Genomic DNA, 26,351 nt, shown 5'->3' on the forward strand with positions numbered 1-26,351 from the left:
AATGGCTGGCTAACGCTGACGGCATGCCGATCTGCCGACGGAGTTAATAGCGTAGTCCCAAGACCAAACACACAGCCAAGCGGCTGGTTGAATGCAGAGCCCTTGCAGGATTTGTCCCTGGCAGGCCCAAAAATGAGTGAAGACGTAGTGAGAGGAGGGGTGTGGCCGGTTACGCCGGCCAGACGGGCACTTCGTTGTCGCTGGCGTGCCTGCCAGTAGAAGAGGGCTGAAATCCCTTGACTTGCAGATTACTCAAACAGGCTGCGCGCCTTGCCGGTACCGTGAGTCCCGGCGCGGCTACCTATCAATAGCCGGCTAACGCTGCCTGCATACCGATCTGCCGACGGTAGCCTCGATTATATGCAAATAATAATCATTATCAATATTTATTGAAGATTGGATAGGAAAGGGCCGGTTACGCCGGCCAGGCGGTCACTCTGTCGACATCTGCGTGACTACAGACTGATTCCGGTGGTTTGACTTCCGTGTCTTGCAGATTACTCAAACCGACTGCGCGCCTTGCTGGGGTCGTGTCCCAGCGTGGCCCCTAGCAGTGGCCAGCTGACGCTGACGGCGTGCCGATCTGCCGACGGCATTGAAATAATAGCCAGGTGCCGGTATATCGCCAGTCTCGAGTTAAACACAGGATATTGCGTGCTGGGTGATCTTGGGCCTGCTCAGAGGGGGATGCCGAGCAGCATTGGTGGAGTGGTCTGGCCGGAGCCAATCCCGGCATAGGCGGGTTTCTTTCCTTCCGCCGCTGGGTAGAAGTCGAGCCTTGGCGGGCGTATTCAGATCACTCCCCGATGCCGCCCCTTTGCGGCTACCTCCAGCTTGCGTTGTGCTAGAACCGCGCGCAGTGGGTCTGGAGCTGAGCATCCTTGCCCTCCTTCTGCCTTCGCCTCCCTAGCTGCCTGCAGGCATTCCCGCAGGTTCTGGCGTGGGGCTTTTTCGTCCATGGTGGCCTCCTGATTGGTTGGGCGCCGTGGCACACCTCACGTTGCCTGTGAGCCGGACATCGTCGGAGTGAAGGCTGTTCGAGCTTGGAATCCTCTCCAGCACGTGCCAGGCATCGCCAGGCTCGACCGTGATCGGGCCGATGTGGACGATGCGCCGGCCATCGACGTCGATGACGACTTTGGGGCGCTCCAGGGTCTCGCCGCTGGTGTTGACCGCGGTTGCGGAGATCCAGCTGTCCCGGGAGGCATCGATGACTTCCAGGTTGTGTAGGGTGGTGTCGGCTGCCTTGGCTTCGTGGGTGACCAGGGTGCCGGCGGCCAGGATCATCAGGGTCGCAGTAGCAGCTGCCCTGGCAGATTGCAGGGCTTCGGTCATGTTCATGGGTGTTTCCTTTGGGTGGTTGGTTTCCGGCAGCGCCCTGGTTGCAAGGCGTTCTCGGAAGGTGCCGGTTACAGTGTTCGGCACCATGTTGCCAGGTTCCCGAATACTCGGGCCTGCCGGCTGGGGTTGATCTGGCCAAGATTCGCTGCTGGCGACCGTCTGGGCCTTTTTCAAATGTCGATCCGCTCACCACTCCGCCGAATACCGTACGGAGCAGCTCACTTCTCGGTTCCCACCAAGATCCGAGGTTGATACGGCTGCGCTCAGGGAGACTCGTGCCTATGAGTGTGCTAACGACCTTTCCCACTTGGTGGTGTGTTGCGTCGAGTTGTGAAAGAGCGGGGCCGGATCAGTGCTCTGTTCGAGTGCTGCGGCCGTGCTTGAATAATCACAAAGCGTGTTTCATGTGTCAAACACGTTTTGTGATTTATTTTGTGCGAAGGCTGCGGCCGGGGATGGCGCCATGGCTGGGAGGGGAAGGGGCGGGATAGGAGGCGGTAGGAGGGGAGAGGCGGTATTGGCAGAGCAGGAACTGGGTTAGATGCGTTGGGCGTCCTTGATTTTTACCCTTTAAGGGTTAAAATTGCCTCCATGGAAAAGAAAACTGCTCATTACCCATTGGCTGCCGTCCAGGCCACGATCGACGCCATGGGCGTCCTGGCCTTTACTGCCACTGCCATTCGTGGCGGTGCCGAGATGGGGCTGACGACGCGCGAGATGCTGGCCGTGCTCGCCGGGCTGACCCGCAGGAGCTTCTACAAGTCCATGACCACCTACGCCGATAACACCGTCTGGCAAGATGTCTACCATGCCCCGGTGGATGTTGGGGGGATACGCAAAACGGCCTATATCAAAGTAACCCTGCGCGAAAACACGCCAGTGATACAGTTCAAGGAGAAATGACATGAGCCACTCTCGTCAGTGTCTGGAGTGCGGCCGCCAAGGCAGCGCTGGCATGCACCGCTTTGAAGGCGAAACCCTGCTACTGGACGGCCGCCACACCATCGACAGCATGAGCGGCTGGCGTTGCTCCAGTTGCGGCGTCGAGGAGCTGGATTCCGACTCCCTCCAGCGATTTGCTGCTGCCAGCGATGCGCTTGTCTTGGCTGAACGCAAAGCGCAGCAGGCCGAGTTGCGCCGCATTCGCCGCAAGCTGAAGCTCACTCAGAGGCAAGCCGCCGAGTTGACCGGCGGAGGGCACAATGCTTTTTCCCGCTATGAGCGGGGAGAGGCGCAGCCAATGCCTGCGGTAATCAATCTATTCAGATTGCTGGACAGGCATCCGGAGTTGCTGAAAGAAGTCTCGAAGCCAGCGGCAATGTGAGTGGTTGAATGCGCATGGGGTGAGGCCTTGAAGAACACGATGGTTATCGACGGCTATAAAGCGGTGATCGAGTACGACCCGGAGATCGAAATGTTCCGGGGCGAGTTCGTCGGCCTCAATGGCGGGGCGGACTTCTACGCGGCCGACATCGAGGGGCTGAAGCGTGAGGGGGCGACCTCGCTGCGCGTCTTCCTGGAGATGTGCGCCGAGGATGGCGTGGAGCCGCGCAAGGTATTTTCCGGCAAGTTCAATGTGCGGGTTCCCCCTGAGCTGCATGCTCATCCGGCCGGCGCCTGATTCGGGATTTCTGGCTGTCGCGACATTGATGGCTGGTCGTGCAGAAAAGCGCGAGGTGACTTTGAAGGTGTGAGCCTGGTCAAACTTTGAGCGCGTCGCTATGTCGCATCTATATCAGCTGCTACCGTCAGGATGTTGATGCGCCAAGGAGGGCGACGCCGATGATGATCAACTCGATACTTTCTCTTGTGCTCGCATGCTGCCTACTGATCTTGGGCGGGTATCTGGCAGTTCTGTCCTGGCCTAAGCGGCAAGAAGAGCCCGATTTAGATGCTGTCGGCGACGATGGGCTGTTCGATGGCTGGGATGGATTTACCAGCGGCGAGAGGAAGAAGCGCCTGGCTGTCTATCAGCGCCGAGTGCGTGCTCGGATCGCCGAGCAGGAAAGAGCCTGGCTGCAGGTGCGGTTGAGGGAGTATGCGAAGGGCTGAAGCGAGAGCCCCTCGCAGGTAGGCTTGATGGCCGCTCTGGAGCCCTCGATGTGCTGGACCCTAACATTCTCGGCTTCGGCAACCTCCTCAAGGAAGCGCGCCCAATCGGTTGCCGATTCGTCCGGCAATCGATGGATGGTGACATCCCTGGCCCGCTGCGCTTTCGGTGAGTTGATGATCTTCTGAATTCGGCCCCCCATCAGCTCATAACTGGATGGCTGGCGGGCTTCGGTTTTCTTGGGCGAGTGGCCGAATCAAGGAAAACGGTTGTGGCGCTCTGCTGGTATGTAAACTTTTCGAGCAGGTCCGTGGGTGGGTCGATGCTCGGGTGGCTTTTGTGTGTGATGGAGCCCATTTTTGAAGACGTCATGATGATGCGTTAGAGTTCCTCCTTGACCTGTTGCCAAGGAAGGCTTCCCAGTGACCATCGAACTTTTCGCTGTTATTGCAGGTATCGGATGTTCCCTGTTCGTGCTTTGCATCCAAGTGGGGAAAAAGCTTGCGCCTCGGCGGGAGCCCGGTTCAGACGATTTGGGTGCTGCCGACGACGGCGGGTCGTGAGGGAGCAGTTTCATGCACCACTGGGCTGCGAGAATTTACCTGCTGCCCAGCGCTGTTCAAACTCTTTCCTGAACCGTGTTTCTCGAGCTGTGCAGATGTCAACGCGAGCTTGAGACTCAGGAGCTTCGCAAGCTTGAGTGGGGGCATAAAAGCGCTCCCATGCTTCGTTCTTCTGCCGTTCTTGCTCTGCACGTTGGCGCATTGCCTCCTTTTGCTGGGCGACTCGCTCACGCTCAAGCTGGATTTCCTGAGCTGACATCGGTCGCTGCTGAGGTGCATAACCCTGGTGCAGTACCGGCTGTTGGGCCTGGCGCTGACGCTCCAGCTGCTGTTGCTGAATGCGCTGCATTGCTTCCTGGGTACGGGCTATCTGCTGCTCACCGAAGTTTTGGATGACCGCAACTCTGGCTTGGTAGCTGATGTAGATGATGGCCAAGGTAGTGACCAGGCCGAAGAGCCAGGCCTGAGGAGAGAGAGGTTTGCGGCGTCGTGCCATTGGAAGGCTCCTGAATAGCATGGCCATATGCTATCGCAGGGGCTTGGCCTGGGGGAAGGAAGGTAGAAGCGGAAGGCCTCGAGCGGGGAGGTGGCACCGAACCAGGCGGCGATTTCAGCGCTCTCCATGCCGCAACCCCGAGCAGCTGCTACCTTTGATTAATCGATTCCGCCAAGGAGGGCACCGACGATGATCAACTCAATTCTTTCTTTTCTGCTCGCTGGCGGCCTGCTGACTACGGGTGGCTGTCTGGCCGCCATGAGTTCGCATGGCCAAGATCTGGATGCTTTAGACGATGATGAGCTGCTTGATGGCTTAGGCGATCTCACCCCCAGGGAGCGGAGGAGGCGCCTGGCGGTATACCAACGGCGTGTGCGTGATCAGATCGCCGAGGAGCAGGAGATGGCCTGGTTACGGGCGCGGATTAAGGGGTATGTGGGGGACTGAAACGAAAAGCCCCGCGCGGGGTGGGGCTCAGATGAAGGACCTCTAATCTTCGTAGGCTAACGAAAAATCAAGCTCTTGCTGTCCTCCGAATCGCGTAACGAACTTTGCTTCGTACTCAGCGCCTGTTTTAGAGGACTCTGCCATTTCAAGGATGCGACCCATGTGCATGCGGAGGGCTCTGGCGCCGATCTCATTCAGAAACTGGAAAAGCTTTTTCTTCTGCGGATCACGATCTCTCAACGCCCGCAGCAGGTCGAGGATTCGTCCGCTACTTTGTGCTAGCGGGTAGTAGATGTGACGGCGCGTTAGATGCATGAGCTTCCACGGCTTTCCTCTTGTCGGGACCGGTATCTGATACAGACGATGCCAAGCTAAGTACAACTCATTAGGAAACTCCTGCTCGTACTTTCTCGCTTCCTCTTGAACAAAGGCCTTGAAGGCCTGAATCACCTCTTCAATCTCGGGCCTGTATCCTGCCAATGCGTAGACCAGCGAGGTTATGCCGCTCTTTGCCGAGGCGTTTACGACAGCTCTAGCCTGCTTGGCAATTTGATCCTGATTCTTCGCAAGCTTGCCAGCAGCCTCTGCCGCAAGGATTACGTTGCAAACATCAATCAGGATGTCTGCGCTGTAGCCCCTGATGGTAATTTCCGTCTGTTTAGCACCAGGGTAAACCCATTTAAATTCAATGGGTTGTGCTATTTTTTCAAGCAGTTCAGCACCAGCGTATGCAGACAGGCTTTTTCGGTTTATCAGCCGTTCAAAGTCGTTTCCACCTGGGTTCTTCAGCCCAAGTGCTGCAGCGATTCCGCGCTGCGTCATGACGGCAGTTTTTTTAGAATCGTCCAGTACATAACACTCAGCATCAACACCGAAATGCTGGAGAAAGTTTCCTTTGTGAGTTGCCTTAACTCCCCAGCGAGCCAGCGCTCCCTTGCGTGCTCGCTCAGACAGTTGCTCGGATGTCATTTTCTTGGCTGCGGCAATACCGCCTTTTGCCTTGCCTTTAGGATTTTCTTCGCTCATCGTAAGCATCCAATAAGTTGGCTTGCTTGCATCGTACGCGGAGAGGATTTTATAAAGCAAGCATAAGCGTGCCATGATGCTTGCAAAGGACGCTCCGTCCATGCCTACCCACCGTTGTTCACACCCTGCACCCCGGCCCGGCGGGCAGGCTGCGCCGGCTCTACATCATGACCCAGCTCGGCGGGCAGGCGGCGTTCAGCACCGGCAAGACGATGGTGCTCTACCGGCATAGGCTCTCACACGGCACTCCGTCGTTGTCTGGGTCCAGCCGGCCATTCCCGCACTCGTTCAGGTGGTGTCGAGCCTCTTCGCAGCTCGCCATCTGCCCGCACGTTTTCTTCGTCGAACAGCTGTAGGCCGAGCTGCTGGTCGCTTGGGCGGCTGCCTTGATCGGGGCAGCCTTCTGGCTTGTCGCGCCCAGGCACTGAGATAGGTCGACCGGACCCACGTATGGATTGCCCCAGCCCATGACGCAGGCAGTTTTCTGGTTTCGCCACTGCTCCCACTCGCTGACCGGGTACATTTTTTCCCAGGCCTCATAGGTGCGGCGGTCTTGGCTGGAGAGGCGCAGCTTGTACCGATCAGCCATGTAGAGAGTGACGCGAGCTGCAGGGCCTCGGACGTTCTCGGGCGGCATGGCAGTCTTCTGCTTGAAGTCGATCACAATCTGGCACTGGCCATACTGGCTGGGCTTTTCCGTGAGCATGCCGTAGGCGAAGTTCGAGCGATCGCCGTTCACCTCGCCGACGCTGGGTACCAGGTTGTGCAGGTCAGCCTCGGCGGCGGCAAACACCGGATCGTTGGCCGTGCAGTTATCGCGCCCGCCTTTCTGCCAGCATTGGCGCTGATTGCCGATCACCCACGCCGGGACGATGTGCTCCCACTCGACTCGGCCAGCCCGGTTCGCGTCTTTCCGGACCGAGTAGCCGCAGCTCTTCAGGTCGATGCGGTTCCCTTCGTATTTGCAGCCGCAGTAGAAGTCGACCGGACGCTCGGCGTAGATCTTCCAGGCGATCTCCTTGGCCTCGCGGAAGGTGCGGGGTGCTTCTGTAGGCTGGAGGGCCAAGGCGAGCGGTGAAACGAGGACGAGCAGCAGGGCTGCGAACAGCTTGGAGCGCATGTGGATCCTTGCGTTCAGAGTTTTTGGGAAGGCAAAAGTCTTTTGGACTGGCTCTTGCAGTTGTAGCGCTCAGGCGCAGCGGTTGCGCCACCATTCGATGGTTCGCTCGGCCAGTTCCGGTGTTGAACTCGCCTCGATCACCTCAAGGCCCGAAATTCGAATCCGATCAAGCTGGCGCTGGGTGGCACAGGAGAGCTTGTTGAATTCCCGGTTGGTCAGCCCGCTCTCCTTGTTGGGAACGAGCACGGAGATGGATGCCGCGCGGTCGCTGTTGCTGCGGATCAGGTTGAGGTCGGCCGAGGCCTGCAGCAGATTGTTCTCTACTACCAGCGGGCTCTTGTACCAACCCGATACGACGGTGCCGGCGGCGCTGGCGCTGAGCAGCGGCACGTCCATTTCGATCCTGTGTCCGCTCTTCAGCTTCAGTTCGAAGCGAGAGTCTTGGATGATGCGCGAGGCCTGCATGTGCATGCGCTCTTTCATCAGGCCAAACACGTTGCCGCGCAGTTTTGGCGTGGACTGGTAGCGGAAGCTGTATTCCCGCGCGCCGGGCCGCGGCCTGGCCAGCGTGACGACATCGGCGAAGAATTCATCCACCACGCTTTCCGGCGTGGCGCCAGAGGCGTACAGCGGCTGACCCAGGCGGATGGTGCTGCCCAGCGTGTCCGGCAGATCGGGGCCGATATGGAGAATAGTGGACTCAATGTCCTGCAGCAGACGCGCGAGGTCGTTGTGGTCAAGCCTTGCGTCGAACAAGCACTTGATGCGGTCGAAGCTGTCCAGCATGCGGACTTCGACCTCCTGGCCGTGGGCGAACAGCACGCCGACGTTGAAGAACTCCCCTGCGTCTTCGTCCATGCACAGGCTGATGCTGCGCCACTGGCCGGTTACTGGCTGCTGCGCAGGCTGCTCGCTCAGCTTTGAGCGTATGCGGGCGGCGATGCTCATATGAGAAGACCTACTACCTTGTTGTAGTGAGCGGGTTCCAGCCGCGACTCAAGGAAAGCAATCACGTGTGTGACATCCGAAGAGTCGAGGAATTCCTCCAGAACCTGGCGGGCCGCAGCCTGTCCATCCTTTCGCCAAGTACCGGCCAGGCTATTGTAGGCCATTGCGCGGGCGGCCTTGGTTGGAGTTTTGTTGCTCCAGTGCGGTGTGCAGGCGTCTACCAGCTCACGGATAACGTTGCTCAGGGGGAGCCCACTGGTGGAAAGCGTAGCCGCTTGCCAGATGGGTAGCCTGAACAGGCGGCCGTGGTCGATCAGGGTGAGTTTTCCGTCCGCGGACTCTAGAAGATTGCCGAGGTTGCGGTCGCTGTTTTCCGTCCACTCGTCAAAAGTGACGATGGCAGGCGTTTCGGGGTGAGCAGCCAGGCGCACGGCCAGGCGCTTCAGCTGCAGATCCTTCAGGAAGTCGGGGGCATCATCGATGTGACGCTTGAGGAGGCTGGGATGCTGCATGTCCTGGCTGAACCAGGCCAGGTAGTCTTGCTGCAGGCCGCCAGGGGTGATGGCGTTCAGGTGTTCGAGAACACTTTCCGGGATCTGCTCGCGCTTGAGCATGATGATGCCGGCGGCATCCGGCACTGCGTAGTTGGCCGCCTTGGCCAGGGTGTAGCCGAGTGCCTCGCTGAGCACTTCGCGATTCTCGACGACCTGCTTTCCCAGTTTGACCGTGTCCGGCATCGGTTTGATGTAGCAGCGGAGCGAGGCTTCGCCGACGCTGATCTTGCCGCGGAAGAGGGGGCTGATGCCACGAGATTGAGGGGAGCGAAGCTCGCCGGTATAGGCGCTACTGCCGAGGACCTGGATCATTGTTGCGCAGCTGCTCCCTTAAGCGCCGGTTCCCATTCGGTTCATCCCCGCCGGCGCGAGGGGCGCCGAGTGCAGGCATCTGATGTTTTGTGCCACTGCTTTCGAGTCTGGAGGCGATCTGCTCCAGAAGAATCAGGTCCGCTTCGGTCAGGCGTCCTTCGTTCGCGGCCTTGGCGATTCGTTCCAGCGCCTCTTGAGAGCGCGGGGTGGCCAAGGCTGCGAGTGCCGCAGCGCGCTGTGCGGGCTCTGCAACCGCCGATTGCCCGGCGCTCGCCGGAGTTCCCGGCGCCGCTTGGGCGATGCGGGCGATCTCGGCGGCCTGGGCGGGTTGGGCGGGTTGGGGAATTTTGACGTGATCGCCATAGGCGAGCTGGGAAACTGACATGCCAAGCGCTGTGGCAATTTTCTCAAGGTCTGCCAGCGTTGGCTCTCGGGTGTCTTTCTCGTAGTTCCCAATTCTAGATTGCGATTTCCACCCGCATGCGGTGGCCAGCTCGGCCTGTGATAGGCCGGCAGCTTTGCGGTAATGAGCAATACGTGCGCCGAGGGTTTTCATAGCTTTATTTTAATCACGCTCCGTTATTGCCCTGTTCTCACTTATCGTGTTTGCAATAATCACATTTCGTGTTTTATGCTTCTGCCATGAGCAGCTGGAGCGCACGAGTGAACCGTGTACGAGAAATCAGAGAAAAGGCTGATATTAGCCAAGCCGACCTTCGCCGCCGTCTTGGTTGGAGCCAAGGGCGCCTCGCCAATTACGAACTCGGAATCCGAAAGGTTGGCCTGGATGAGGCGCGAAGCATTGTCTGTGCGCTGAACGATCTTGGCGCGAGATGCACTCTCGATGAGGCATTTCCACCCGCAACCCCAAAGCGCAAAACCCCCTAACGCCAACTCCCTCATCCCTTGAATGCCCCCAGCGACGTTGCCGCCCGATCAAGCGCTGCGGCGCCGGCCGGCGAGAGCTGGTCGCGCATCAGCTCGGTGAGGCGCTCGAAGGCCGGCCATGTCTGCCGCTGAATGTCCGGGGGGAGGCTGGAGAGCAGGGCGGCGAGGCAGCAACGGAGGGCGATGACTTCGCCCTGGAGTGTTTGAAGGTCGGTCGGCATGGGACTCCCTGTCGGTCGGTCGAGTGATGACAGGTTGCCTGGGCCGGGTCCAGGGAGCCACGCGAAACGAGAGGAGCTTTCGCAGATGGAGAGATTCGAGCGTGCGATCCACGACGAGGTGATCGCCGAGGGCGGCACCGAGCTGGCCCGTCGCATGGGGGCAAACCGCACGCGCCTGCTGGACTGCGCCAACCCGAACCGGGAAGCGCACCGGATGAACATCGAGATGTTTTTCCAGGTGCTGAGGCACCTGCCGGCGGACGGGTGCCGCCGGATCCTGGCCGTGCTGGTGGAGGAGTTCGGGTACCAACTGGTGGAGAAGGAGCAGCCGCAGGGGCTGACGATCAACGACGCGCTGCTGCGCCTGCATGCCGACCTGGGCGACGTGGCGCGCCTGGCGGTCGATGCGCAGGCCGATGGCCGGGTGTGCAGCGCCGAGAAGGCCCAGCTGCTGCGGGAGGCCGACGAGGTGGTGGAGAGCCTGAACGTGTTCAGGGAGTCGGTCCGTAAGGCCTGACCCGGAAAGTAAAAAGCCCGGCATGCAGGCCGGGCTCTTCAGTGGCGCCGAGGCGCCCAAGGAACGGAAGGAAGTATGAGCCAGATCGAGAAGTTCGGCAATTCGGTAACCATGGCCAGCTCGGAGATTGCGGAGCTGACCGGGAAACTTCATTCCCACGTCATTCGCGACATTCGCGCGATGCTGGATGCGCTGAAGGATGATCCAGTTCTGGATCATGTCCGCGAGGACGTTGATTCGCGCGGCTACACCAAGAATTTCTACCTGAACCGTGAGCTGACAGAGACCCTTGTGACGGGATACAGCGTTCCGCTCCGACTCAAGGTCATCCGCAGGCTGCATGAGCTTGAGCAAGTCGTGACATGTCACGCACCTGCAATTCCGCAAACCCTTCCCGAAGCGCTGCGCATGGCCGCCGATCTCGCTGACCAGAACATCGGCCTGCGCCAGGTGGTCGCCGAGCAGGCGCCGAAGGTGCGCGCCCTGGAGGTGCTGATCGAGACCGCGGGGGCGATCTGCATCACCGACGCGGCCAAGCAGGTCGGCATGCGGCCCAGCGCGCTGTTCCAGTGGATGCATGAGAACCGCTGGATCTACCGCCGGGCCGGCTCCAGCCGCTGGCTGGCCTATCAGCCGCGTCTGGAGCAGGGCGTACTGGTGCACAAGCTGACGGAGCTGGGCATCGATGATGACACCGGGCAGCAGAAGGTGGCCGAGCAGGTGCTGGTGACGCGCAAGGGGCTGGCTCGGCTGGGCGAGAAGCTGGCGGGGAGGGTTGCCTGATGGCCGCGCTCCCCTACATGCAGCTTTACGTGGCGGACTACCTGGCCGACACGGCGCACCTCACCACCCTGGAGCACGGAGCGTACCTGCTCCTGATGTTCAACTACTGGCAGCGCGGCGAATCCTTCAAGGCGAAGGACGAGCAGTCGTTGAACAAACGCTTGGCGACCGTTGCACGGCTGTCCATCGCTGAATGGGAGGAGGTGCGCGAAACCCTCGAGGATTTCTTCGAGGTGACGGACACCGAATGGTCTCACCGTCGGATTGATCGTGATCTTGAGGCCGTGAACGCCAAATCCGGCAAGGCGAAGGCGGCTGGCAAAGCATCTGCCAAGCGCCGGTCGAGCGAACGCTCAACGGACGTTGAACAGACGTTGAGCGTTCATTCAGCGTCCGTTGAACAGACGTTGAACCATACAGATACAGATACAGATACAGAGGTAAAAGCCCCTCTCACTCCCGCGGGCGAGGACGTAGCGCCCGTCGAGCCGGAGCAGGAGCCTGCCCAGGCCGCACGTGCCGAGCCGGCAGCGCCCGTCACCGGCCTGTTCCCGATGCACCTGGAGTGGGTGCCCGATCAAGTCCAGCTCAAGGCCCGCGCCGCGATGGCGGGTCTGTCGCTGGACCTGTTCGACCGCGAAGCCATCGCCGGGTTCGTGATCCACCACGAGGCCAAGGGGCTGGCGAAGACCGAGCGCGAGTGGCTGGCGGCCCTGGTCAACTGGGTCAAGCGCGACGCGGTGCAGGCCGCTGCCCGGCCGGCCGCGGTGGTGAACTTCCCCGGCAAGGGCCAGCGCCGTGCCAACGGGCCCGACTTCGAGGACGACGGCTGGCGGACCATGATGGAGTACGACCTGTGATCCAGATCGGGAACGTGGTCGCGATGACCGGTGAGCGGCTCGCTGCTGGGCGTGCACTCCCGGCCGGGCAGGTTTCCACCCAGCCGCTCGGCGAGGTCGACGAGCAGACCGCCAAGGTGGTGGACATGGTCTTCCTGCAGCTGCAGGCGATCTTCCCGGCCTGGCGTCAGGCGTGGCCGGACGACAAGGCGCTGGCGCTGGCCAAGCGCAGCTGGACCAAGGGGCTGCAGGCCTCGGGGATTCGCACGATCGAGCAGGTGCGCTTCGGCATCGAGCAGTGCCGGCGCAGTGGTTCGGCCTTCGCGCCGAGCATCGGCCAGTTCGTGGCCTGGTGCCTGCCTACCGCCGAGATGATGGGCTTGCCGACCGAGGAAGCCGCCTGGCGCGAGGCCGTGCAGGCCTGCACGAGCCCGGATGGTTGGCGCTGGAGCCATGAGGCGGTGCGCCTGGCCGTGGCGGCGGTGGGGTTCTGGGAGCTGCGCCAGGGGGCCGGCGGCGCCGATGCGCTGCGCCGCCGGTTCGGCAATGCTTACGCGCAGTTGCTGGGCCGCCTGGCTCGCGGCGAGACGCTGGCCGAGCCCATGCAGGCGCTGGAATGGGACGGGGCGCGCACGGCGGCCGAGCGGGCGGACATGGCTGCCGAGCAGGCGCTGCAGGAGCGGCTACGCAAGCAGGGGCTGGCAGAGGGCGGGCGTGGTGCCCGGGCGGATCTGCTGGCGCAGTTGGGGATCAAGCGAGGAAACCACGATGCATGACACGGATTTCAAGTTTCACGCCCAGCGTCTGGGCTACACGAATTTCACCCGCGAGAACGGTTGCTATTGCCACCAGCCGCTGAACGAGCTGCGGGCCATGTACGACGCGGCGCATCGGGATGGCCGGTTGACGGGGAGGGCTGAGGTGGCTCTTGGCAAGGGGGGCGCAGGGCAAGGGAGGGGTAGTGGCGGTCGATGAGTGAGCAGGAACGGCAGGCCGTGCTGCGTGAGCTGGCGCGGGACACCTGGGAGCAGTTGCGGAAGTTGGGGGTGGTGGATTGAGCAGTATGACGCTGACGGTGGCGATGTCGGACGCGGAGATCCGGCGGCAGGCGGCCCGGCCCGAGGTGGGGCGGCTGCGGGCGGCACAGCATCCGGCGCTGCGCCTGCGATTCCTCGAGGAGCGGTCCCGGGGGAGCTGGGATGTCCGGGCAGCGGGCGAATGGAGGAAGTTCGCCGGCTGGCCGGAGCTGAACACGAAGGCGGCGCTGGCGGTGCTGCCCGAGGTGCTGGCCCGCCTGGCGGCAGATCCGGAGGCGGTCGTGGGCCAGGGTGGCTGGTCGACGGTGGGCGAGCTGCTGGAGTGGTATCGGGAGCGGGTGATGCGCGACCGCAAGCTGTCGGCCAAGCGCAAGGCGTCGGTGAAGTCGGCTATCGACTGCCACCTGCTGCCGCGCCTGTCGAGCCTGCCGCTGGCCGCGCTGAACCGCTCGGCGGTAGACCAGACACTGATGTGGCCGCTGCAGGAGACGCTGTCGCCGAGCTATGTGCGCCTGATCCTGCGGGTGCTGACGATGGCCTTCAAGCAGGCGCTGCGGCTTGAGCTGATCGCCGAGGATCCGCTGGCCTCGGTGAAGTTCACGGATTTCGTCCAGGCGCGGATCAAGCCGAAGGCGGCGCGGCTGCATGTGATGGATGCCGGGCAGCTGCTGGCCACTCTGGCGACGCGCTTCGAGCAGGCCCCGCTCGAGGGGATGCTGGCGGTCATGATGCTGGCCCACGGCACTCGGGTGGGCGAGACCCGGCTGGCCCGCTGGCGGCATATCAGCCTGAGCGAGCGGGTCTGGCTGATCCCGGCAGAGAACACCAAGACCAGGACCGAGCATGTGCTGCCGCTGACCGAGCAGGCCTGTGTGCTGCTGCGCCGGTACCGGGCCATCCAGGAGGCGAAGGGCGGCGATCCGGTGTGCCTGTTCCCCGGGCGGGACGGCAAGCCGATCAGCGACAAGACGGCCAGCGCGATCTTCTCCAGCCTGGGCGGCGGGCAGTGGTCGAGCCATGACCTGCGCAAGATGGCCCGCACTGGCTGGGCCGAGCTCGGCGTGGATTACCTGATCGGCGAGCTGCTGCTGAACCATGCGATGGGCTTCGCGGCGCAGACCTACATCAACACCAGTGCCGACGACCTGAAGCTGGATGCGTTGAAGCGCTGGCATGCATGGCTGGATGAACGTGGTTTTTTGGCGATTCACGGCGGTACGGGGGCGGTTTCTTCCGTTTCGAGGTTCGACGCGCAGGCCGCGCCAGTCGTGGCGCGCAGCGATTTTCGAGAACTCCAAAAAGAGAGGCTGTAAATGGTCGCGACGGCAGTGAAGAGGCGGGTGGCGCCGAGGCGTCGGCCCTCGGTGGACTACGAGGGGATGGAGCAGGCGGCGCTGTTCAATTGGCTGCGCGTGCGGCATCCGGAGGCCTGGGAGCTGGCCTATCACATCCCCAACGGTGGGCACCGGGTGAAGGCTGTGGCGGCGAAGCTGAAGGCCCAGGGGGTGAAGGCCGGGGTGAGCGACATCAAGCTGCCGATGGCCCGGGGCGGGTATTTCGGGCTGTACATCGAGTTCAAGGCCACCCCGCCGCATGACGCGTCGGTGTCGGAATCGCAGCGGACCTTCCTGCAGAAGGTGGAGCGGGAAGGGTACCTGGCGATGGTATGCCGGGGGCTGGACGAGGCCGTGCAGGCGATCGACGCCTACCTGGCGTGGCCAAAGACGGTGGTGGTGCGTGGGAGTGGTGGCCAGTGAAGGTGCGAGTGCATTTTTCAGAATTCGAAGTGGGGGAAGCAGCGTGACCATCTACCGTGACGTATTGAGTGCCGTTGTTCGCTGCCTGGCAGCCGAATGTATCGACAACACGGCCAAGCAGGCCTGGCAGAAGCTGTACCAGGCAGGCGATCTATCGTCGGGCAAGGGGAGCGCCCTGGGTGTGCGGGATATGCTCGACGTGGACTGCATGGTGCACGCCCGCCTGCACAGCCAGTTGCCGCCGCGGCTGTGGCATGCGCTGGTCGCCAAGTACAGCACGCACAAGGCGCGCAAGGTAGAGGCCATCGGCCATCTGGTGCCGTTGGTGGAGTCGCCGGCACCCCAGCTGTTCCGTTACAAGGCGGTCACGGTCTGGGCGATCCCACAGTTGAAAGGCAAGGATGGAAAGCGCTCGACCGACATGATCGTTTTGCCGGCGGGGTTCTACGACATGAATGCCTGGGATCTGGATGCTCGGCCGGAACGTACTCGCAGGCGCTGGCGGACAGATATCTGCAAGGCCCTGGAGGGTATGGTGAACGAGGCGCTGGTAGAGGCGCAGGAAGTCTTGCAGGCAGAGGGAGTGCTGGTTGAACAGGCTGCGTGAAGCTGTACGGTGCAGATCATGGAGGCGGAGGCGCTGAAGGTGATGTTGGAGAAGTAGGGGCTGGGTAGCTGCTAGGTTCGGCGCGGGCCCCGCCCCGAGCGGGGCTTTCTGTTTCTGGGGGCGGGGTTAGGGATTAGGCTTTGTTTCCTCCGATGGCAGAGGAACAGCCAGCTTTGCATCCAATACTTTTTGAGTTTCCTGAAGGGCGCTCTGTACCTCATTAAGATATTCAGCGGCTGTAATACTGGTCTGTAGCACGGTGCCAAGCTCGACCAGCAGCGCGTCTCGAGAGGCCTTGGCTTCGATAATATCCTCGCGGGTGAAGGTTTCTTCTAATCGGACGATGATCTCAGCTATAGCTGATCGATTATTTTCTTTGGCCGCCTCCATGAGTTTGACTTTTAGCTCTTCTGGAAGGCGGAGATTGTTGAGTTGAGTGTCTGTGTGGCTCATAAGGAAGCCTCGATCTGGATAGCGTTTGCCGGGCTACTCCTTGGGCTTTGCCGCTTGCTTGTGCAGCAGTTCCTCGTCCTTGGTCTTCCAGTTCAGTATGGCGACATGCCCGAAGAAGTTCGGCTGTTCCGACCTGCGGTCAGGTTAAAAGTGGCGTAATAGACGGGCCGGGATGGGCTTGGAGGTGATGGCCATGCGTCACCATCTCGAAGTGCTCAGCCGCGCCTGGGCGACATTCAGCGGCAGTGCGGAACGGCCCTGCAGCATGAGCGCGCTGATGTTGGCTCAGCCTGATCTGGAGTCATCAGCAAGCGAAGCGACTTGACTCGCGTGGCCGGTTGGCCGAATATTTAGCCATCATGTGGCTATTGCGCGTGCATGATGACGACAGTTTGCAACCCCGGTACAGAGCGATCTGGCCGGGGTTTTTTCTTTCCGGCGCACCCAGGCGATGGCGGATGTCACTGCCAGCGATAAGCGAAAAACGGCCGGGCTCTCCACCCTGCGCCAATCCATTCCAGGCCCCGCCATCGTGCGGGGCTTTTTCGTTTCGGCCCCTCGCCCCTTAGCTCCCTGGCAGGACTGCGCTGCGGGCCACCTAACTCCCAAGGAAACACTCATGCCCAACGAGCACCAGACGCTCGCCGACATGCCGTTCTGGCTGCTCGTGCTGATCTCCATGGCTGGCCTGTCCGGTGAAATGCTCCGTGCCTCCGGTGGCGACCTAACCATGGAACAGATCCTTAAGCGAGTGATGCTGCGGTTCGGTGCTTCGGGTCTGCTTGGCATGGCGACGCTGATGCTGGCCATGGCAGCAGGCTCAGGCATACACCTGGCCGGTGGGCTGGGTATTGTTGTCGCGGTACTGGGCGCTGACGTAGCTGGTGGGCTCTATACCCAGTGGCTCGCCAAGAAGGCCGGCGTCGAGCGGAGGGTGGGGGGGCAGTGACGGGCGCTGGCCCGGTGCGCCGGGGACCCTGGCCACCCGCCCCCCTACCGCGGGGAAGGCGTCGAGCCGCGCGGTAACGAACAATTTTTCGATTTTTCGGATGCTCCACCACAACACCGATGCCTCTCTGCTGGAGGCCGCGTGGCTTCTGGCTTCCAGACGTTTTGATGAGTTGTGCAAGGTGAGCATTTGCCGAAAGTCAATGTACAAGAGGCGCTCCGCTCGCGAATCGCTGCAGGCCCCGTAGTTGCTGGGCTGAATAGGAGTCTGCATGAGTGTGACCCTTGTACATTCGGGGGCGCGCTTGTGGTCCATCAACGCGCTGGCCGAAGAATTCGGCATCGACCGCCGCACAGTGAAGCGTCGCCTCGAGGGCATCCCTCCCGTAGGCGAAACCAAAGGCCATCCCGCCTGGCGGCTGCGCGATGTCGCCGTCGCGGTGATGGGGCCACAAGTCGCCTTGCCGGAAGATGACCCCGACAAGCTCCCGCCGGCCGAGCGGCTCACCCACTACCGGGCCGAGCGTGAAAAGGCCAAATGGCTGGCAGAACAACGATTCCAGATCCCTGTTGACGAGGTCGAGGAGGTCGTCGCCACGGCGTTCAAGTCCCTGGCCTCGGCGCTCGACACCCTTCCGGACGTGCTGGAGCGCGACTGCGCCCTGCGGCCCGAGGAGGTCGAGCGAGTGATCAGCGTAGTGGATGGCGCCCGAGAGGCTCTGTATCAGCAGCTGCTCGATGTGTGCAGCTTGCTGGACGAGACAGTCTATGAAGACAGCTGACATCGTCCGCAACACCGCCGAGATCATCCGGCCGCCTCGCCGCATCCTGGTGAGCGATGCTGCAGAGCAGAACCTGAAATTGAACGAGCCTGGCGGTTACCAGGGAGATTTTACCCTCGACGTCGCCCCCTACATGCGTGAGCCGATGGACCTGCTGTCCAGCCGGCGCTTCGAAGGCGTGGTATTCGTCGGCCCGGCGCGGTCGCTCAAGACCCAGGCCTTGATCGACGGCGGTTTCGCCTACACCGTCACCTGCGACCCGGGCGACGCGCTGATCGTGCAGATGAGCCAGGAGTCCGCGCGGGACTTCTCGCGCACCCGCATCGACCGCGCCATCCGTTACAGCCCCGAGCTGGCCTCGCGAATCGCCACCGGCCGCGCCGACGACAACGTCTTCGACAAGTTCTTCAAGAGCGGCATGGTGCTCAAGATCGGCTGGCCAGCCGTCTCCCAGTTGTCGTCGAAGTCGATCCGCTGGGTCTGGTTGACCGACTACGACCGCATGGACGATGACATCGACGGCGAGGGCGACGCCTGGTCGCTCGCGCTCAAGCGCACCCAGACCTTCCTATCGCGCGGCATGTGCTGCGCAGAGTCCTCGCCGGGGCGGGAAATGACCGACCCGGCCTGGCGGCGAAAGACACCGCACGAAGGGCCACCCTGCAAAGGGATTGTCGGCCTGTACAACATGGGCGACCGCCGCCGCTGGTACTGGCAGTGCCCGGACTGCAAGGAGTTCAGCGAGCCTGCGCCTGGCATCGGCAGCTTCGCCCTGCCGAGCATGGAGCAGCTCAAGGAGCAGATCCGCACCGCAGACCTCACCAGGCTGACCCGCGAGTGCGCCTACTTCGCCTGCCCACATTGCGGCAGCCTGATCAGCGAAAAGCACAAGCGCGCGATGAACCGCGCCGGCCTCTGGCTGATCGAGGGGCAGCAGATCGACCGCGACCGCACCATCAGCGGGGAGCCGCGGCAAAGCAAGGTCGCCAGCTTCTGGCTGGGGGGTATGGCCGCTGCGTTCCAGGGCTGGGAGTCCATCGTCGGCCGCTACCTGCAGGGCATGCATGCCTACGTCACCACCGGCGACGAGGAAATGCTCAAGACCACCACCAACCTCGACCAGGGCGCGCCCTACATGCCGCAGCGGGCCGAGTCGGTGCGCTCGCAGGATCTGCTGATCGTCCGCAAGGAGGAGGTGATCAAGTTCCAGGTGCCTGACGGCGTGCGCTTCATCACCGTCGCGGTGGACGTCCAGGCCGGCGGCAAGCCGCGCTTCGTCGTCCAGGTCGAGGGCTGGGGCGCTCACGGCGAGAACTGGCTGATCGACCGCTACAACATCCGCACCAGCAAGCGCCTGGACGAAGACGGCCAGCCGCTGCCGGTCGACCCGGCCGCCTACCTCGAAGACTGGGACCTGCTGGAGGAGGTCATGCAGAAGGCCTACCCGCTGGCCGATGGCAGCGGCCGGGCGATGCTCCCGGTCATGGTTGCCTGCGACTCCGGCGGCAAGGCCGGCGTGACCGAGCGGGCCTACGACTACTGGCGCAAGCTCAAGCGCGCAGGCCTGCACAAGCGCTTCATGCTCATCAAGGGCGACGGTGCCCCGAATGCACCGCGGCTCAAGGAAACCTACCCGGACAGCGACCGCAAGGACCGCAAGGCCAAGGCCCGCGGCGAGATCCCTGTCTGGAGGCTCAACACCAACATGATCAAGGATGCGGTGGACGCCGATCTGCAGCGTGAAGCACCAGGCCACGGATACCGCCACTTCCCCGAGTGGCTGGGCGACTGGTTCTTCGAGGAAATGACCTTCGAAGTGCGTACCCCGCAAGGCTGGAAGAAACCCGGGAAGGGCAACAACGAAGCCTTCGACCTTTCAGGCTACAACCGCGCCGCCGCAATCCGCCAGGGCATGGAAAAAATCGACTGGTCAAGCCCGCCGCCCTGGGCACGCGACTGGAACAACAACCCGAATGTGATCCAGGGCGAGCCCGGCCAGGTGGCGCAACCGCGTCCGATCGATCCGCCCAAGCCGAAACCCCAACGAACCGCCACCCGCCGGGTGCGCATGCAGGTAACCCGCTGATGGCCTACACCCGCGAACAGCTCCAGGCCGTCGAGGCCGCCATCGTCGCGCTGGCTGCCGGCGAGCGCGTGGTCGAAGTGCGCTTCGGCCCCAACGACTCCACCCGCTACGCCACCGCCGAGCTGCCGCAGCTGATCGGCCTGCGCGACCGCATGAAGGCCGAGATCCAGGCCAGCGAAAACAACGGCCGCCGCCTGCGGGGCTACCGACTCAACCACCGCCGGGGGCTGTGATGGACTTCGAAACCCTGCAATCCCGCGGCTTCCTGCTCGACGGCGCGCCGCTCCGGCCGCAGGCCAGCTACGATGCCGCCAGCCAGGGCCGGCGTATGAAGGACTGGGCGCCCGGATCGCCGGGGCCGACCCGGGCGGCCGTCGGCCAGATGTCCACCGTCCGCGCCCGCTCGCGCGATGCCGGCCGCAACAACGGCTGGATCGCCAACGGCGTGCGCAACTGGGTCAGCAACGAAGTCGGCGCCGGCATCAAGCCGCGCTCCAAGGCTCCGGATGCCACATTTGCTGCCGAGGCCAACCGCCTCTGGGACGAGGAGTTCTGCGCCGCTGCCGACTACGACGGCACGCTCGATGCCTACGGCCTCATGGCCCTGGCCGTGCGCTCGCGCAAGGAGGCCGGCGAGGTCTTCGTGCGCATCCGCCACCTGGGGCTGAACAGCGGTGCCCCGGTGCCCGTGCAGTTCCAGCTGATCGAATCCGAGCAGGTACCGCACACCCACAGCATGCAGTACGGCGACCGCGAGATTGTCGCCGGCATCGAGTTCGACGGGAACGGCAAGCGCTCGCAGTACTGGATGTACCGTCGCCACCCCTGCGATATGTCACCGAACGGCATGGAGCTGGTCCCGGTGCCGGCCAGCGAAGTCATTCACCATTTTGCTCCGCTGCGCCCCGGGCAGGTGCGGGGTATTGCCGAGACCGTCCAGGCGCTGATCAAGGCCCGCGACTTCGACGAGTACGACGATGCCGAGCTGACCCGCAAGAAGACCCGGGCCAACTACACCGGAGCCATCACCCGGCAGAGCTTCGACGACAGCGACTTCCAGTTCGACCCGTTCACCGGAGAGCCGCTGGAGGGCGGCGCCGCGCCGATGGTCAACATCGAGCCCGGCACCTTCCCGGCCCTGCTGCCAGGCGAGGAGATCAAGCTGTTCGACGCCGACCAGGGCGGTGCCTACGGGGAGTTCATGCGGCAGCAGCTGATGGGCGTGGCGGCCTCGCTGGGGATTCCCTACGAGCTGTTGTCCGGCGACATGCGCAACGTCAACGACCGCATCCTGCGCGCGCTGCTCAACGAATACCGCCGGCTGATCGAGCAGGCGCAGTGGCTCTACACCATCCCGCAACTGTGCCGGCGCATCTGGGAAGCGTTCATCGACGCAGCAGTGCTCGCCGGCCGGCTCAAGGCCCGCGACTACGCCACCAACCGCAAGGCCTACCTGGCGTGCGACTGGCGACCCCAGGCATGGCGCTACCTGCACCCGGTCCAGGATGCCCAGGGCGAGCTGATGCTCATCAAGGGCGGGCTCAGCTCGCGCGCTGCCGCTGCTGCCGAGCGCGGCTACGACGTCGAAGACATCGACCGCCAGAACCAGGCCGACACCGAGCGCGCCCAGGCCATGGGCCTGCAGTACAGCCACGACCCCGTGAAGGTCACCGACGAATAATCCAACCGGAGCGCTCCATGCTCAAACCGAACCTGCTGTCCCGGCTGTTCAGCCGCGGGCAGGGCGGCCCGCTCGTGCCGCAAATCTATTCCCGCGTGGTCAACCGCCCGCTGCTGGTCGAGCCGGCCATGGCCGACGCCCTGATCGACGGCTGGATGCGCGGCGGTGTCGAGGCCGGCGCCGGCGCCGGAGGCGAGCCGCGGCAGATCCTCGAGCGGGTCGGCAATGTCGCCGTGCTCGACGTGTCCGGCCCGCTGATCGCTCGCGCCGTCGAGCCGGTCTGCGGTGTGGCGCCGACCAGCTACGAGGGCCTGATGCTGGCCTTCGACGAGATCGAGGCCGATGCCAACATCACCCACGTCGTGCTGCGCCTGGAAACCCCCGGCGGCGAGGCGGCCCAGGTGTTCGACCTGACCGATCGCATGGCCGAGCTGCGCAGCCGCAAGACCCTGATCGCCATGGTCGACGACTACGCCTACTCCGGCGGCTACGCCATCGCGGCAGCCTGCTCCGAGATCTGGATCACCCGCACCGGCGGAGCCGGTAGCATCGGCGTGGTCATCGGCCACCGCGAGGTATCCGAGGCCAACGCCAAGGCCGGCATCAAGTGGACCTACGTCCACTCCGGGGCCATGAAGGTCGCCGGCAACCCCAACGAGCCGCTGAGCGAAGAGGCCCGCACCTTCATGCAGGGCGAGTCGGATCGGCTGTACGACCTGTTCGTCGGCAGCGTGGCCCAGTACCGGGGCCTGTCTGTCGAGGCGGTGCGTGCCACCGAGGCGGGCATCCTGTTCGGCCAGAACGCCATCGACGCCGGCCTGGCCGACCACCTCGGCACCTTCCGCGAGCTGATGGCCGAGCTGCAGGGCGGCGCCTATACCCGCAAGGTGCCGCTGCGAGAGGAGTCCATGCCTCTGGAAGAGGAGGAGCTGCCGGACGATATCGAGATGCCCGAAGCCCCAGAAGAGGGGGATTCCGCCGCGCTTGCAGGCATGCACGATCAATCCGGCCAACTGTCGGCCGAGGCCGGAGCGCTGGACCCTGTTGTCCTTGCCGAGCGGTGCGCGACGCACGGGCTTGCCGCGCTCACCGCCACCGCCCTCAAGGAGCGCTGGAGCACCTCGCAGCTCGAGGCGGCCGTCGAGCACGCCCAGGAGATCCGCAACCTCTGCACCGCCGCCGGCATGGCGCAGCTGGCCGCCGACTACATCACGGCCGGCACCGGCGTCGAGGTGGTCCGCAGCGAGTTGGCCAGCCGCCTGCAGCGCGGACCGCACCTGAGCAACCGCCAGTCGGCGGTCGGCGGCACCCACAGCACTGCGGACGCTTGGCGCCGCACCATGAAGAAAATCGGAGCCTAACCCATGACCATCCTCACCCAAGGCGCCCGCACGGCAGAATTCCTGCTCTCCGAGGCCAACGGCCAGCGCTCCCGCGAGCAGATCACCGTCAACGCCATGGCCGGCAAGCTGGCGGCCGGCACCCTGCTGGCCAAGATCACCGCCGCCAATGCCGCCACCCCGAGTGCCGCCGGCGGCAACACTGGAAACGGCACGCTCGGCACCGTAACGGTCGGCAACGATGCCATCACCGGCACTTATGTCCTGACCATCACCGCCGCGGCGGCCAACGGCGGCGAGTTCAGCGTGGTCGACCCGAACGGCGATGCAGTCGGCGCCGGCGAGGTCGGCGTGCAGTTCAGCGCGGGCGGGCTGACCTTCACCCTGGCCGACGGCAGCACCGATTTCATCGTTGGCGACGCCTTCACCATCGCCGTCAATGCCGGCCTCGGCGAATGGGTCGCCTACGACGACGACGGCACCAACGACGGCCGGCGCGCCGCCACCGGCATCCTGTATGCCGCAGTCGATGCCACCGAGGCCGACGCCCAGGCCGCCGTCATCGTGCGCGACGCCGAGGTCGTGGGCGCGAAGCTGACCGGCCTCGACGCCAACGGCCAGGCCGACCTGCTCGCCCTGGGCATCGTCGTTCGCTAACCCCCCAAAAATTCACTTTCGAAACCGCCCCCGTGGCGGTTTCTTCGTTTCCGGAGAACGACATGGCGACTCTCGATATTTTCAACGGCGACGCCTTCACCGCGATCAGCCTGACCGACGCCATCAACACCCGACCGGAAGGGCAGCGCGTACCGACGCTGCTGGATTCCCTATTCGAAGTGGAGGGCGTCAACACTACCTCCGTGTTCATCGAGCGCGAGAATGACAGCCTCGCCCTGGTACCGGCCGGCGAGCGTGGCGCACCCGCCGACGTCACCACCGGTACGCAGCGCGACACCATCCCGTTTAAGACCCTGCACCTGCCGACCCGCTCGACCATCCGTGCCGATGAGGTGCAGGGCGTCCGTGCCTTCGGCTCCGAGACCGAGCTGGAAACCGTCATGGAGCTGGTCGGCAAGCGCCTGATGAAGATGCGCAACAAGCTGGAGGCCACCATCCGCTTCCAGCGGGCCGGCGCGATCACCGGCAAGATCTACGATGCAGACGGCCAGCGCCTGCTGCTCGACCTGCACCGACAGTTCGGCATCGAGCAGCAAAGCCAGTCCATGGCGCTGGGCAGCGACGCCACCAAGGTGCTCGGCAAGATCGTCGAGGCCAAGCGCAAGGCCGAGGACACCATCGCCGACAGTGGCCTCATTACCGGCTGGCTGGCGGTGTGCGGGCGTGGTTTCTGGGATGCCTTCACCGGCCACAAATCCACCACCGACGCTTGGGATCGCTTCCAGGACGGCCAGTTCCTGCGCACCGACATGCGCCCGATGGGCTTCCAGTTCGGCGGCGTCGAGTGGCAGGAGTTCTACGGCAAGGTGGGCGGTGTGGAGTTCATCGGCAGCAACGACGCCTACCTGATCCCGCGCGGCATCGACGGCCTGCTGGTCACCAAGTACGCCCCGGCGGACTACATGGACACCGTCAACACCATGGGCCAGGCGTTCTATGCCAGCCAGGAGCCATTGCCACACAACAAGGGCATCGACCTGGAGGCGCAGTCCAACCCGCTGAGCATCTGCACCCGCCCGCGGGCGATCATCAAGCTGACTGCCTGATGAACCGCCAGCAGCTCAAGGCGCGTGCCGCCCGCGACATCTTTCGGCGGCATCGGGAGGACTCGCTGGGCAGCTACCAGGACATGAGCAGCGGATTGCTCGATGGCCTGGAGTTGGTGCTGGCCCGCGACGTCGAGCGCGTCGGCGAGGACGGTGTGCTGCTGGTCGACCAGGTGCAGATCAGCGTCCGGGCCGAGCAACTGCCCAAGGTCCGCCGCGACGGGATGTTCACCCTGGACGGCAAAAGCTGGCTGGTCACCGTGCCAGTGCGCAACGACGGCGTGATCGTCACCGCCGCAGTGCGGCCGGCATGAGCGTCCGGGTCGGATTCAGGGGCGGTCGGGAAGCGCTGAAGCGCCTGGAAGCCGTCGACGAGAAGGCCAAGCGCGCCGTGCTCATGGCCACCAACGACACCGGCGAAACCCTGCGTGCCCAGATCCTCCGGGAGATGGGGGCAGCGGTGAACATCAAGCGCAACACCCTGCGCGAGCGGGTGATCCTGACCCGGGCGGCGAGCTGGAGTGGCCAGGTGCGCATCTGGGCGCGGCGCAAGGGGCTGGTGCTGAGCCATTTTCCGCACCGGCAGTTGTACCGGAAGCAGAAGAAGGGCAAGCGCCGTCGTGCCGGTGTACAGGTCAACGTCTCCGGCAGGACTCGCATTCTCCCGGGCGCGTTCATCGTCGAATCGGCGGGCTCCGGATCGACCAATGGCCTGATCTTCATTCGCACCGGCAAGCGCTCCAAGGCCGAGCGCCTCGGCATGGCCGCCGATGGCGGCGACCTGTCGCGCACGAAGATCCAGGCGCTCTACGGCCCGTCGCCCTCGCAGATCCTCAACAGCAAGCTCCCCGACTACCAGGCGGCAGGCCAGCGCATCCTGCGCGAAGAAATCGTCCGCCAGCTCAAGAGGACCAAGTTGTGAACCCGCTGAATCTGGCCGATCAGGCCCTGCTCGACCGCCTGCGCACCATCACGCCGGAAAACGGCTACCTGACCGACATCGGCAATCGCGTGCATGCCGGCTACCTCGGCGCGCTGCTCGAAGCCGATGAGGTCGAGTACCCGCTGATCGTCGTCCAGCCGGACGAGTGTCCCGCGCCGAACCAGCGCGGGCCTAGCTGGCTGGTCGGCCTCGGCCGCAAGGTGGTCGGCGCCGCCGATCCTGCCGGCGGTCTCGAAGCGCTGAATAACGTCTATTGCGACCTGCTGCGCTGCCTGGTCACGCCGAAAAGCACTCCCACCTCCTGGGGCCAGCCGGGACTGCACAGCGTCACCTTCAAGGAAATGCAGCAGTTCCTGGCCGACCACGAAGTCCCCAAGGGAACGGTAGTCATCTCGTTACACCTGCACACCTTCATCACTGGCCTCTGACCCGGAGAACCCCATGAGCGAACTCTATTCCCTGCAGGGCAGCTTCTTCAGTGCCGTCCGCAACGCCACCACCGGCAAGCCCGGCAAGCGCACCTGGCTTGGCAACGCCTCGGCCGCCAGCCTGGCGATTTCCGCCAACAAGTCCGACAAGAACGAATCGTTCGGCGGATCGCGCGGCCTCTACGGCTCGCTGATCACCGGCAAGAGCGGCACCCTGAACATCACCCTCGACGAGTTTCTGCTCGAGAACCTGGCCTTGGCCCTGCACTCCACCCCGGTCGCCATCGCCTCCGGCACGGTATCGGCCGAGGAGTTGCCGAGCGGGCTGGTGGCCGGCGACGAGGTGCAACTGGACCAGCGCTTCGTCTCCAGCCTGGTGCTGACCGACGGCAATGCCAGCCCGGTCACGCTGGTCGAGGGCACCCACTACGAGATCGTCTCGCTCGCCGGCGGCATCGTC

The 26,351-nt window shown here is 63.5% G+C and carries 35 protein-coding genes and 2 pseudogenes; 26 read left to right on the plus strand and 11 right to left on the minus strand.

What is annotated here, in order from left to right:
• Nucleotides 1–906: 906 nt before the first annotated feature.
• Nucleotides 907–1,341, minus strand: coding sequence for a hypothetical protein (locus BMY22_RS12350; RefSeq protein WP_090622345.1), 435 nt, complete (start codon nucleotides 1,339–1,341; stop codon nucleotides 907–909).
• A 591-nt stretch (nucleotides 1,342–1,932) separates the two neighbouring features.
• On the opposite strand from BMY22_RS12350, the gene BMY22_RS12355 reads away from it, so the two are divergent.
• From BMY22_RS12355 to BMY22_RS12370, 4 genes are all read left to right on the plus strand, one after another.
• Nucleotides 1,933–2,244: a type II toxin-antitoxin system MqsR family toxin gene (locus BMY22_RS12355; RefSeq protein WP_090622427.1), complete on the plus strand. Its 312-nt coding sequence runs from the start codon at nucleotides 1,933–1,935 to the stop codon at nucleotides 2,242–2,244.
• 1 nt (nucleotide 2,245) lies between these two features.
• Nucleotides 2,246–2,665 (plus strand): type II toxin-antitoxin system MqsA family antitoxin, encoded by a 420-nt coding sequence (locus tag BMY22_RS12360; RefSeq protein ID WP_090622347.1) that lies wholly within the window; start codon nucleotides 2,246–2,248, stop codon nucleotides 2,663–2,665.
• 27 nt (nucleotides 2,666–2,692) lie between these two features.
• Nucleotides 2,693–2,962 carry a type II toxin-antitoxin system HicB family antitoxin gene (locus BMY22_RS12365; RefSeq protein ID WP_090622349.1) on the plus strand — a complete coding sequence of 90 codons (270 nt, stop codon included), beginning with the start codon at nucleotides 2,693–2,695 and terminating at the stop codon, nucleotides 2,960–2,962.
• A gap of 161 nt (nucleotides 2,963–3,123) precedes the next feature.
• Nucleotides 3,124–3,393 carry a hypothetical protein gene (locus tag BMY22_RS12370; RefSeq protein WP_090622352.1) on the plus strand — a complete coding sequence of 90 codons (270 nt, stop codon included), beginning with the start codon at nucleotides 3,124–3,126 and terminating at the stop codon, nucleotides 3,391–3,393.
• A 50-nt stretch (nucleotides 3,394–3,443) separates the two neighbouring features.
• On the opposite strand, the pseudogene BMY22_RS24880 reads toward BMY22_RS12370, so the two are convergent.
• Nucleotides 3,444–3,596, minus strand: a pseudogene (locus BMY22_RS24880) (DUF1654 domain-containing protein); the annotation flags it as partial.
• A gap of 368 nt (nucleotides 3,597–3,964) precedes the next feature.
• Complete coding sequence (locus BMY22_RS12380) at nucleotides 3,965–4,450, minus strand: hypothetical protein (protein WP_090622356.1); 486 nt, start codon at nucleotides 4,448–4,450, stop codon at nucleotides 3,965–3,967.
• Nucleotides 4,451–4,639: 189 nt separating this feature from the next.
• On the opposite strand from BMY22_RS12380, the gene BMY22_RS12385 reads away from it, so the two are divergent.
• A complete protein-coding gene (locus BMY22_RS12385) occupies nucleotides 4,640–4,897 on the plus strand; it encodes a hypothetical protein (protein WP_090622358.1) in 258 nt (85 codons plus the stop codon).
• 42 nt (nucleotides 4,898–4,939) lie between these two features.
• Here the strand turns inward: BMY22_RS12385 and BMY22_RS12390 are convergent, their stop codons facing one another.
• The 6 genes and pseudogenes from BMY22_RS12390 to BMY22_RS24645 all read right to left on the minus strand — a co-directional run bounded on the left by BMY22_RS12390 (nucleotide 4,940) and on the right by BMY22_RS24645 (nucleotide 9,413).
• Nucleotides 4,940–6,025 carry a P63C domain-containing protein gene (locus BMY22_RS12390; RefSeq protein WP_244158858.1) on the minus strand — a complete coding sequence of 362 codons (1,086 nt, stop codon included), beginning with the start codon at nucleotides 6,023–6,025 and terminating at the stop codon, nucleotides 4,940–4,942.
• A 118-nt stretch (nucleotides 6,026–6,143) separates the two neighbouring features.
• On the minus strand, nucleotides 6,144–6,344 hold the full coding sequence (locus BMY22_RS25210; RefSeq protein ID WP_425265976.1) for an excalibur calcium-binding domain-containing protein: 201 nt from the start codon (nucleotides 6,342–6,344) through the stop codon (nucleotides 6,144–6,146).
• Nucleotides 6,321–7,043 (minus strand): annotated as a pseudogene (locus BMY22_RS12395) (endonuclease); the annotation flags it as partial. The gene BMY22_RS25210 and the pseudogene BMY22_RS12395, both read right to left, overlap by 24 nt.
• Nucleotides 7,044–7,112: 69 nt before the next feature.
• Nucleotides 7,113–7,991: a DUF3037 domain-containing protein gene (locus BMY22_RS12400; RefSeq protein WP_090622363.1), complete on the minus strand. Its 879-nt coding sequence runs from the start codon at nucleotides 7,989–7,991 to the stop codon at nucleotides 7,113–7,115.
• Complete coding sequence (locus BMY22_RS12405) at nucleotides 7,988–8,857, minus strand: hypothetical protein (RefSeq protein ID WP_090622364.1); 870 nt, start codon at nucleotides 8,855–8,857, stop codon at nucleotides 7,988–7,990. The genes BMY22_RS12400 and BMY22_RS12405 overlap by 4 nt, the downstream gene beginning before the upstream one ends.
• Entirely contained in the window at nucleotides 8,835–9,413 is a 579-nt protein-coding gene (locus tag BMY22_RS24645; protein WP_090622367.1) for a helix-turn-helix domain-containing protein, read from the minus strand. The genes BMY22_RS12405 and BMY22_RS24645 overlap by 23 nt, the downstream gene beginning before the upstream one ends.
• 86 nt (nucleotides 9,414–9,499) lie before the next feature.
• Between BMY22_RS24645 and BMY22_RS12415 the strand changes: the two genes are divergently transcribed.
• Nucleotides 9,500–9,745, plus strand: a complete 246-nt coding sequence (locus BMY22_RS12415; RefSeq protein ID WP_425265975.1) for a helix-turn-helix transcriptional regulator — start codon at nucleotides 9,500–9,502, stop codon at nucleotides 9,743–9,745.
• Nucleotides 9,746–9,756: 11 nt separating this feature from the next.
• On the opposite strand, the gene BMY22_RS12420 is transcribed toward BMY22_RS12415, so the two are convergent.
• Nucleotides 9,757–9,966: a hypothetical protein gene (locus tag BMY22_RS12420; protein WP_090622371.1), complete on the minus strand. Its 210-nt coding sequence runs from the start codon at nucleotides 9,964–9,966 to the stop codon at nucleotides 9,757–9,759.
• Nucleotides 9,967–10,051: 85 nt separating this feature from the next.
• Here BMY22_RS12420 and BMY22_RS12425 point away from each other — a divergent pair, with 85 nt between their 5' ends.
• The 7 genes from BMY22_RS12425 to BMY22_RS12460 all read left to right on the plus strand — a co-directional run bounded on the left by BMY22_RS12425 (nucleotide 10,052) and on the right by BMY22_RS12460 (nucleotide 15,506).
• Nucleotides 10,052–10,483 carry a phage regulatory CII family protein gene (locus tag BMY22_RS12425; RefSeq protein WP_090622373.1) on the plus strand — a complete coding sequence of 144 codons (432 nt, stop codon included), beginning with the start codon at nucleotides 10,052–10,054 and terminating at the stop codon, nucleotides 10,481–10,483.
• 75 nt (nucleotides 10,484–10,558) lie between these two features.
• A complete protein-coding gene (locus tag BMY22_RS12430) occupies nucleotides 10,559–11,266 on the plus strand; it encodes a phage antirepressor KilAC domain-containing protein (protein WP_090622375.1) in 708 nt (235 codons plus the stop codon).
• Nucleotides 11,266–12,126 carry a DUF1376 domain-containing protein gene (locus BMY22_RS12435; RefSeq protein ID WP_090622377.1) on the plus strand — a complete coding sequence of 287 codons (861 nt, stop codon included), beginning with the start codon at nucleotides 11,266–11,268 and terminating at the stop codon, nucleotides 12,124–12,126. Before BMY22_RS12430 ends, BMY22_RS12435 begins: the two co-directional genes overlap by 1 nt.
• Complete coding sequence (locus BMY22_RS12440) at nucleotides 12,123–12,881, plus strand: replication protein P (RefSeq protein WP_244158859.1); 759 nt, start codon at nucleotides 12,123–12,125, stop codon at nucleotides 12,879–12,881. The genes BMY22_RS12435 and BMY22_RS12440 overlap by 4 nt, the downstream gene beginning before the upstream one ends.
• Before the next feature lie 287 nt (nucleotides 12,882–13,168).
• Entirely contained in the window at nucleotides 13,169–14,455 is a 1,287-nt protein-coding gene (locus BMY22_RS12450; RefSeq protein WP_090622381.1) for a tyrosine-type recombinase/integrase, read from the plus strand.
• On the plus strand, nucleotides 14,456–14,899 hold the full coding sequence (locus BMY22_RS12455) for a VRR-NUC domain-containing protein (protein ID WP_090622383.1): 444 nt from the start codon (nucleotides 14,456–14,458) through the stop codon (nucleotides 14,897–14,899). It begins immediately after the preceding gene.
• A 43-nt stretch (nucleotides 14,900–14,942) separates the two neighbouring features.
• Nucleotides 14,943–15,506: a hypothetical protein gene (locus tag BMY22_RS12460; RefSeq protein WP_090622386.1), complete on the plus strand. Its 564-nt coding sequence runs from the start codon at nucleotides 14,943–14,945 to the stop codon at nucleotides 15,504–15,506.
• Nucleotides 15,507–15,632: 126 nt separating this feature from the next.
• Here BMY22_RS12460 and BMY22_RS12465 read toward each other — a convergent pair whose 3' ends face one another.
• A complete protein-coding gene (locus BMY22_RS12465; RefSeq protein ID WP_090622388.1) occupies nucleotides 15,633–15,959 on the minus strand; it encodes an Arc family DNA-binding protein in 327 nt (108 codons plus the stop codon).
• A 193-nt stretch (nucleotides 15,960–16,152) separates the two neighbouring features.
• On the opposite strand from BMY22_RS12465, the gene BMY22_RS25215 reads away from it, so the two are divergent.
• The 13 genes from BMY22_RS25215 to BMY22_RS12525 form a co-directional block, all read left to right on the plus strand.
• Nucleotides 16,153–16,284, plus strand: a complete 132-nt coding sequence (locus tag BMY22_RS25215; protein WP_279626360.1) for a hypothetical protein — start codon at nucleotides 16,153–16,155, stop codon at nucleotides 16,282–16,284.
• Between the two features lie 294 nt (nucleotides 16,285–16,578).
• Nucleotides 16,579–16,908, plus strand: a complete 330-nt coding sequence (locus tag BMY22_RS12470) for a phage holin family protein (protein ID WP_090622390.1) — start codon at nucleotides 16,579–16,581, stop codon at nucleotides 16,906–16,908.
• A 271-nt stretch (nucleotides 16,909–17,179) separates the two neighbouring features.
• Complete coding sequence (locus BMY22_RS12475; protein WP_090622392.1) at nucleotides 17,180–17,689, plus strand: DUF1441 family protein; 510 nt, start codon at nucleotides 17,180–17,182, stop codon at nucleotides 17,687–17,689.
• Nucleotides 17,676–19,775, plus strand: a complete 2,100-nt coding sequence (locus BMY22_RS12480; protein ID WP_167363738.1) for a phage terminase large subunit family protein — start codon at nucleotides 17,676–17,678, stop codon at nucleotides 19,773–19,775. Before BMY22_RS12475 ends, BMY22_RS12480 begins: the two co-directional genes overlap by 14 nt.
• Nucleotides 19,775–20,008 (plus strand): hypothetical protein, encoded by a 234-nt coding sequence (locus tag BMY22_RS12485; RefSeq protein WP_090622397.1) that lies wholly within the window; start codon nucleotides 19,775–19,777, stop codon nucleotides 20,006–20,008. Before BMY22_RS12480 ends, BMY22_RS12485 begins: the two co-directional genes overlap by 1 nt.
• The gene (locus tag BMY22_RS12490; RefSeq protein ID WP_090622398.1) at nucleotides 20,008–21,456 is read left to right on the plus strand and encodes a phage portal protein; all 1,449 of its coding nucleotides are present in this window, start codon (nucleotides 20,008–20,010) and stop codon (nucleotides 21,454–21,456) included. The genes BMY22_RS12485 and BMY22_RS12490 overlap by 1 nt, the downstream gene beginning before the upstream one ends.
• Nucleotides 21,457–21,473: 17 nt before the next feature.
• Nucleotides 21,474–22,817: a S49 family peptidase gene (locus BMY22_RS12495; RefSeq protein ID WP_090622401.1), complete on the plus strand. Its 1,344-nt coding sequence runs from the start codon at nucleotides 21,474–21,476 to the stop codon at nucleotides 22,815–22,817.
• A gap of 3 nt (nucleotides 22,818–22,820) precedes the next feature.
• Nucleotides 22,821–23,453, plus strand: coding sequence for a head decoration protein (locus tag BMY22_RS12500; protein ID WP_090622402.1), 633 nt, complete (start codon nucleotides 22,821–22,823; stop codon nucleotides 23,451–23,453).
• Nucleotides 23,454–23,515: 62 nt separating this feature from the next.
• Nucleotides 23,516–24,520 (plus strand): major capsid protein, encoded by a 1,005-nt coding sequence (locus tag BMY22_RS12505; protein WP_090622405.1) that lies wholly within the window; start codon nucleotides 23,516–23,518, stop codon nucleotides 24,518–24,520.
• Entirely contained in the window at nucleotides 24,520–24,834 is a 315-nt protein-coding gene (locus BMY22_RS12510; RefSeq protein WP_090622408.1) for a head-tail joining protein, read from the plus strand. The genes BMY22_RS12505 and BMY22_RS12510 overlap by 1 nt, the downstream gene beginning before the upstream one ends.
• On the plus strand, nucleotides 24,831–25,442 hold the full coding sequence (locus BMY22_RS12515) for a phage tail protein (protein ID WP_090622411.1): 612 nt from the start codon (nucleotides 24,831–24,833) through the stop codon (nucleotides 25,440–25,442). The genes BMY22_RS12510 and BMY22_RS12515 overlap by 4 nt, the downstream gene beginning before the upstream one ends.
• Nucleotides 25,439–25,891 carry a hypothetical protein gene (locus BMY22_RS12520; protein WP_090622412.1) on the plus strand — a complete coding sequence of 151 codons (453 nt, stop codon included), beginning with the start codon at nucleotides 25,439–25,441 and terminating at the stop codon, nucleotides 25,889–25,891. Before BMY22_RS12515 ends, BMY22_RS12520 begins: the two co-directional genes overlap by 4 nt.
• Nucleotides 25,892–25,904: 13 nt before the next feature.
• Nucleotides 25,905–26,351: phage tail tube protein (locus tag BMY22_RS12525; RefSeq protein ID WP_482762603.1), on the plus strand; the 447-nt coding region annotated here is incomplete at its 3' end.

The sequence above is a fragment of the Azotobacter beijerinckii genome, from assembly GCF_900110885.1.
GTDB classification, from domain to species: Bacteria; Pseudomonadota; Gammaproteobacteria; order Pseudomonadales; family Pseudomonadaceae; genus Azotobacter; species Azotobacter beijerinckii.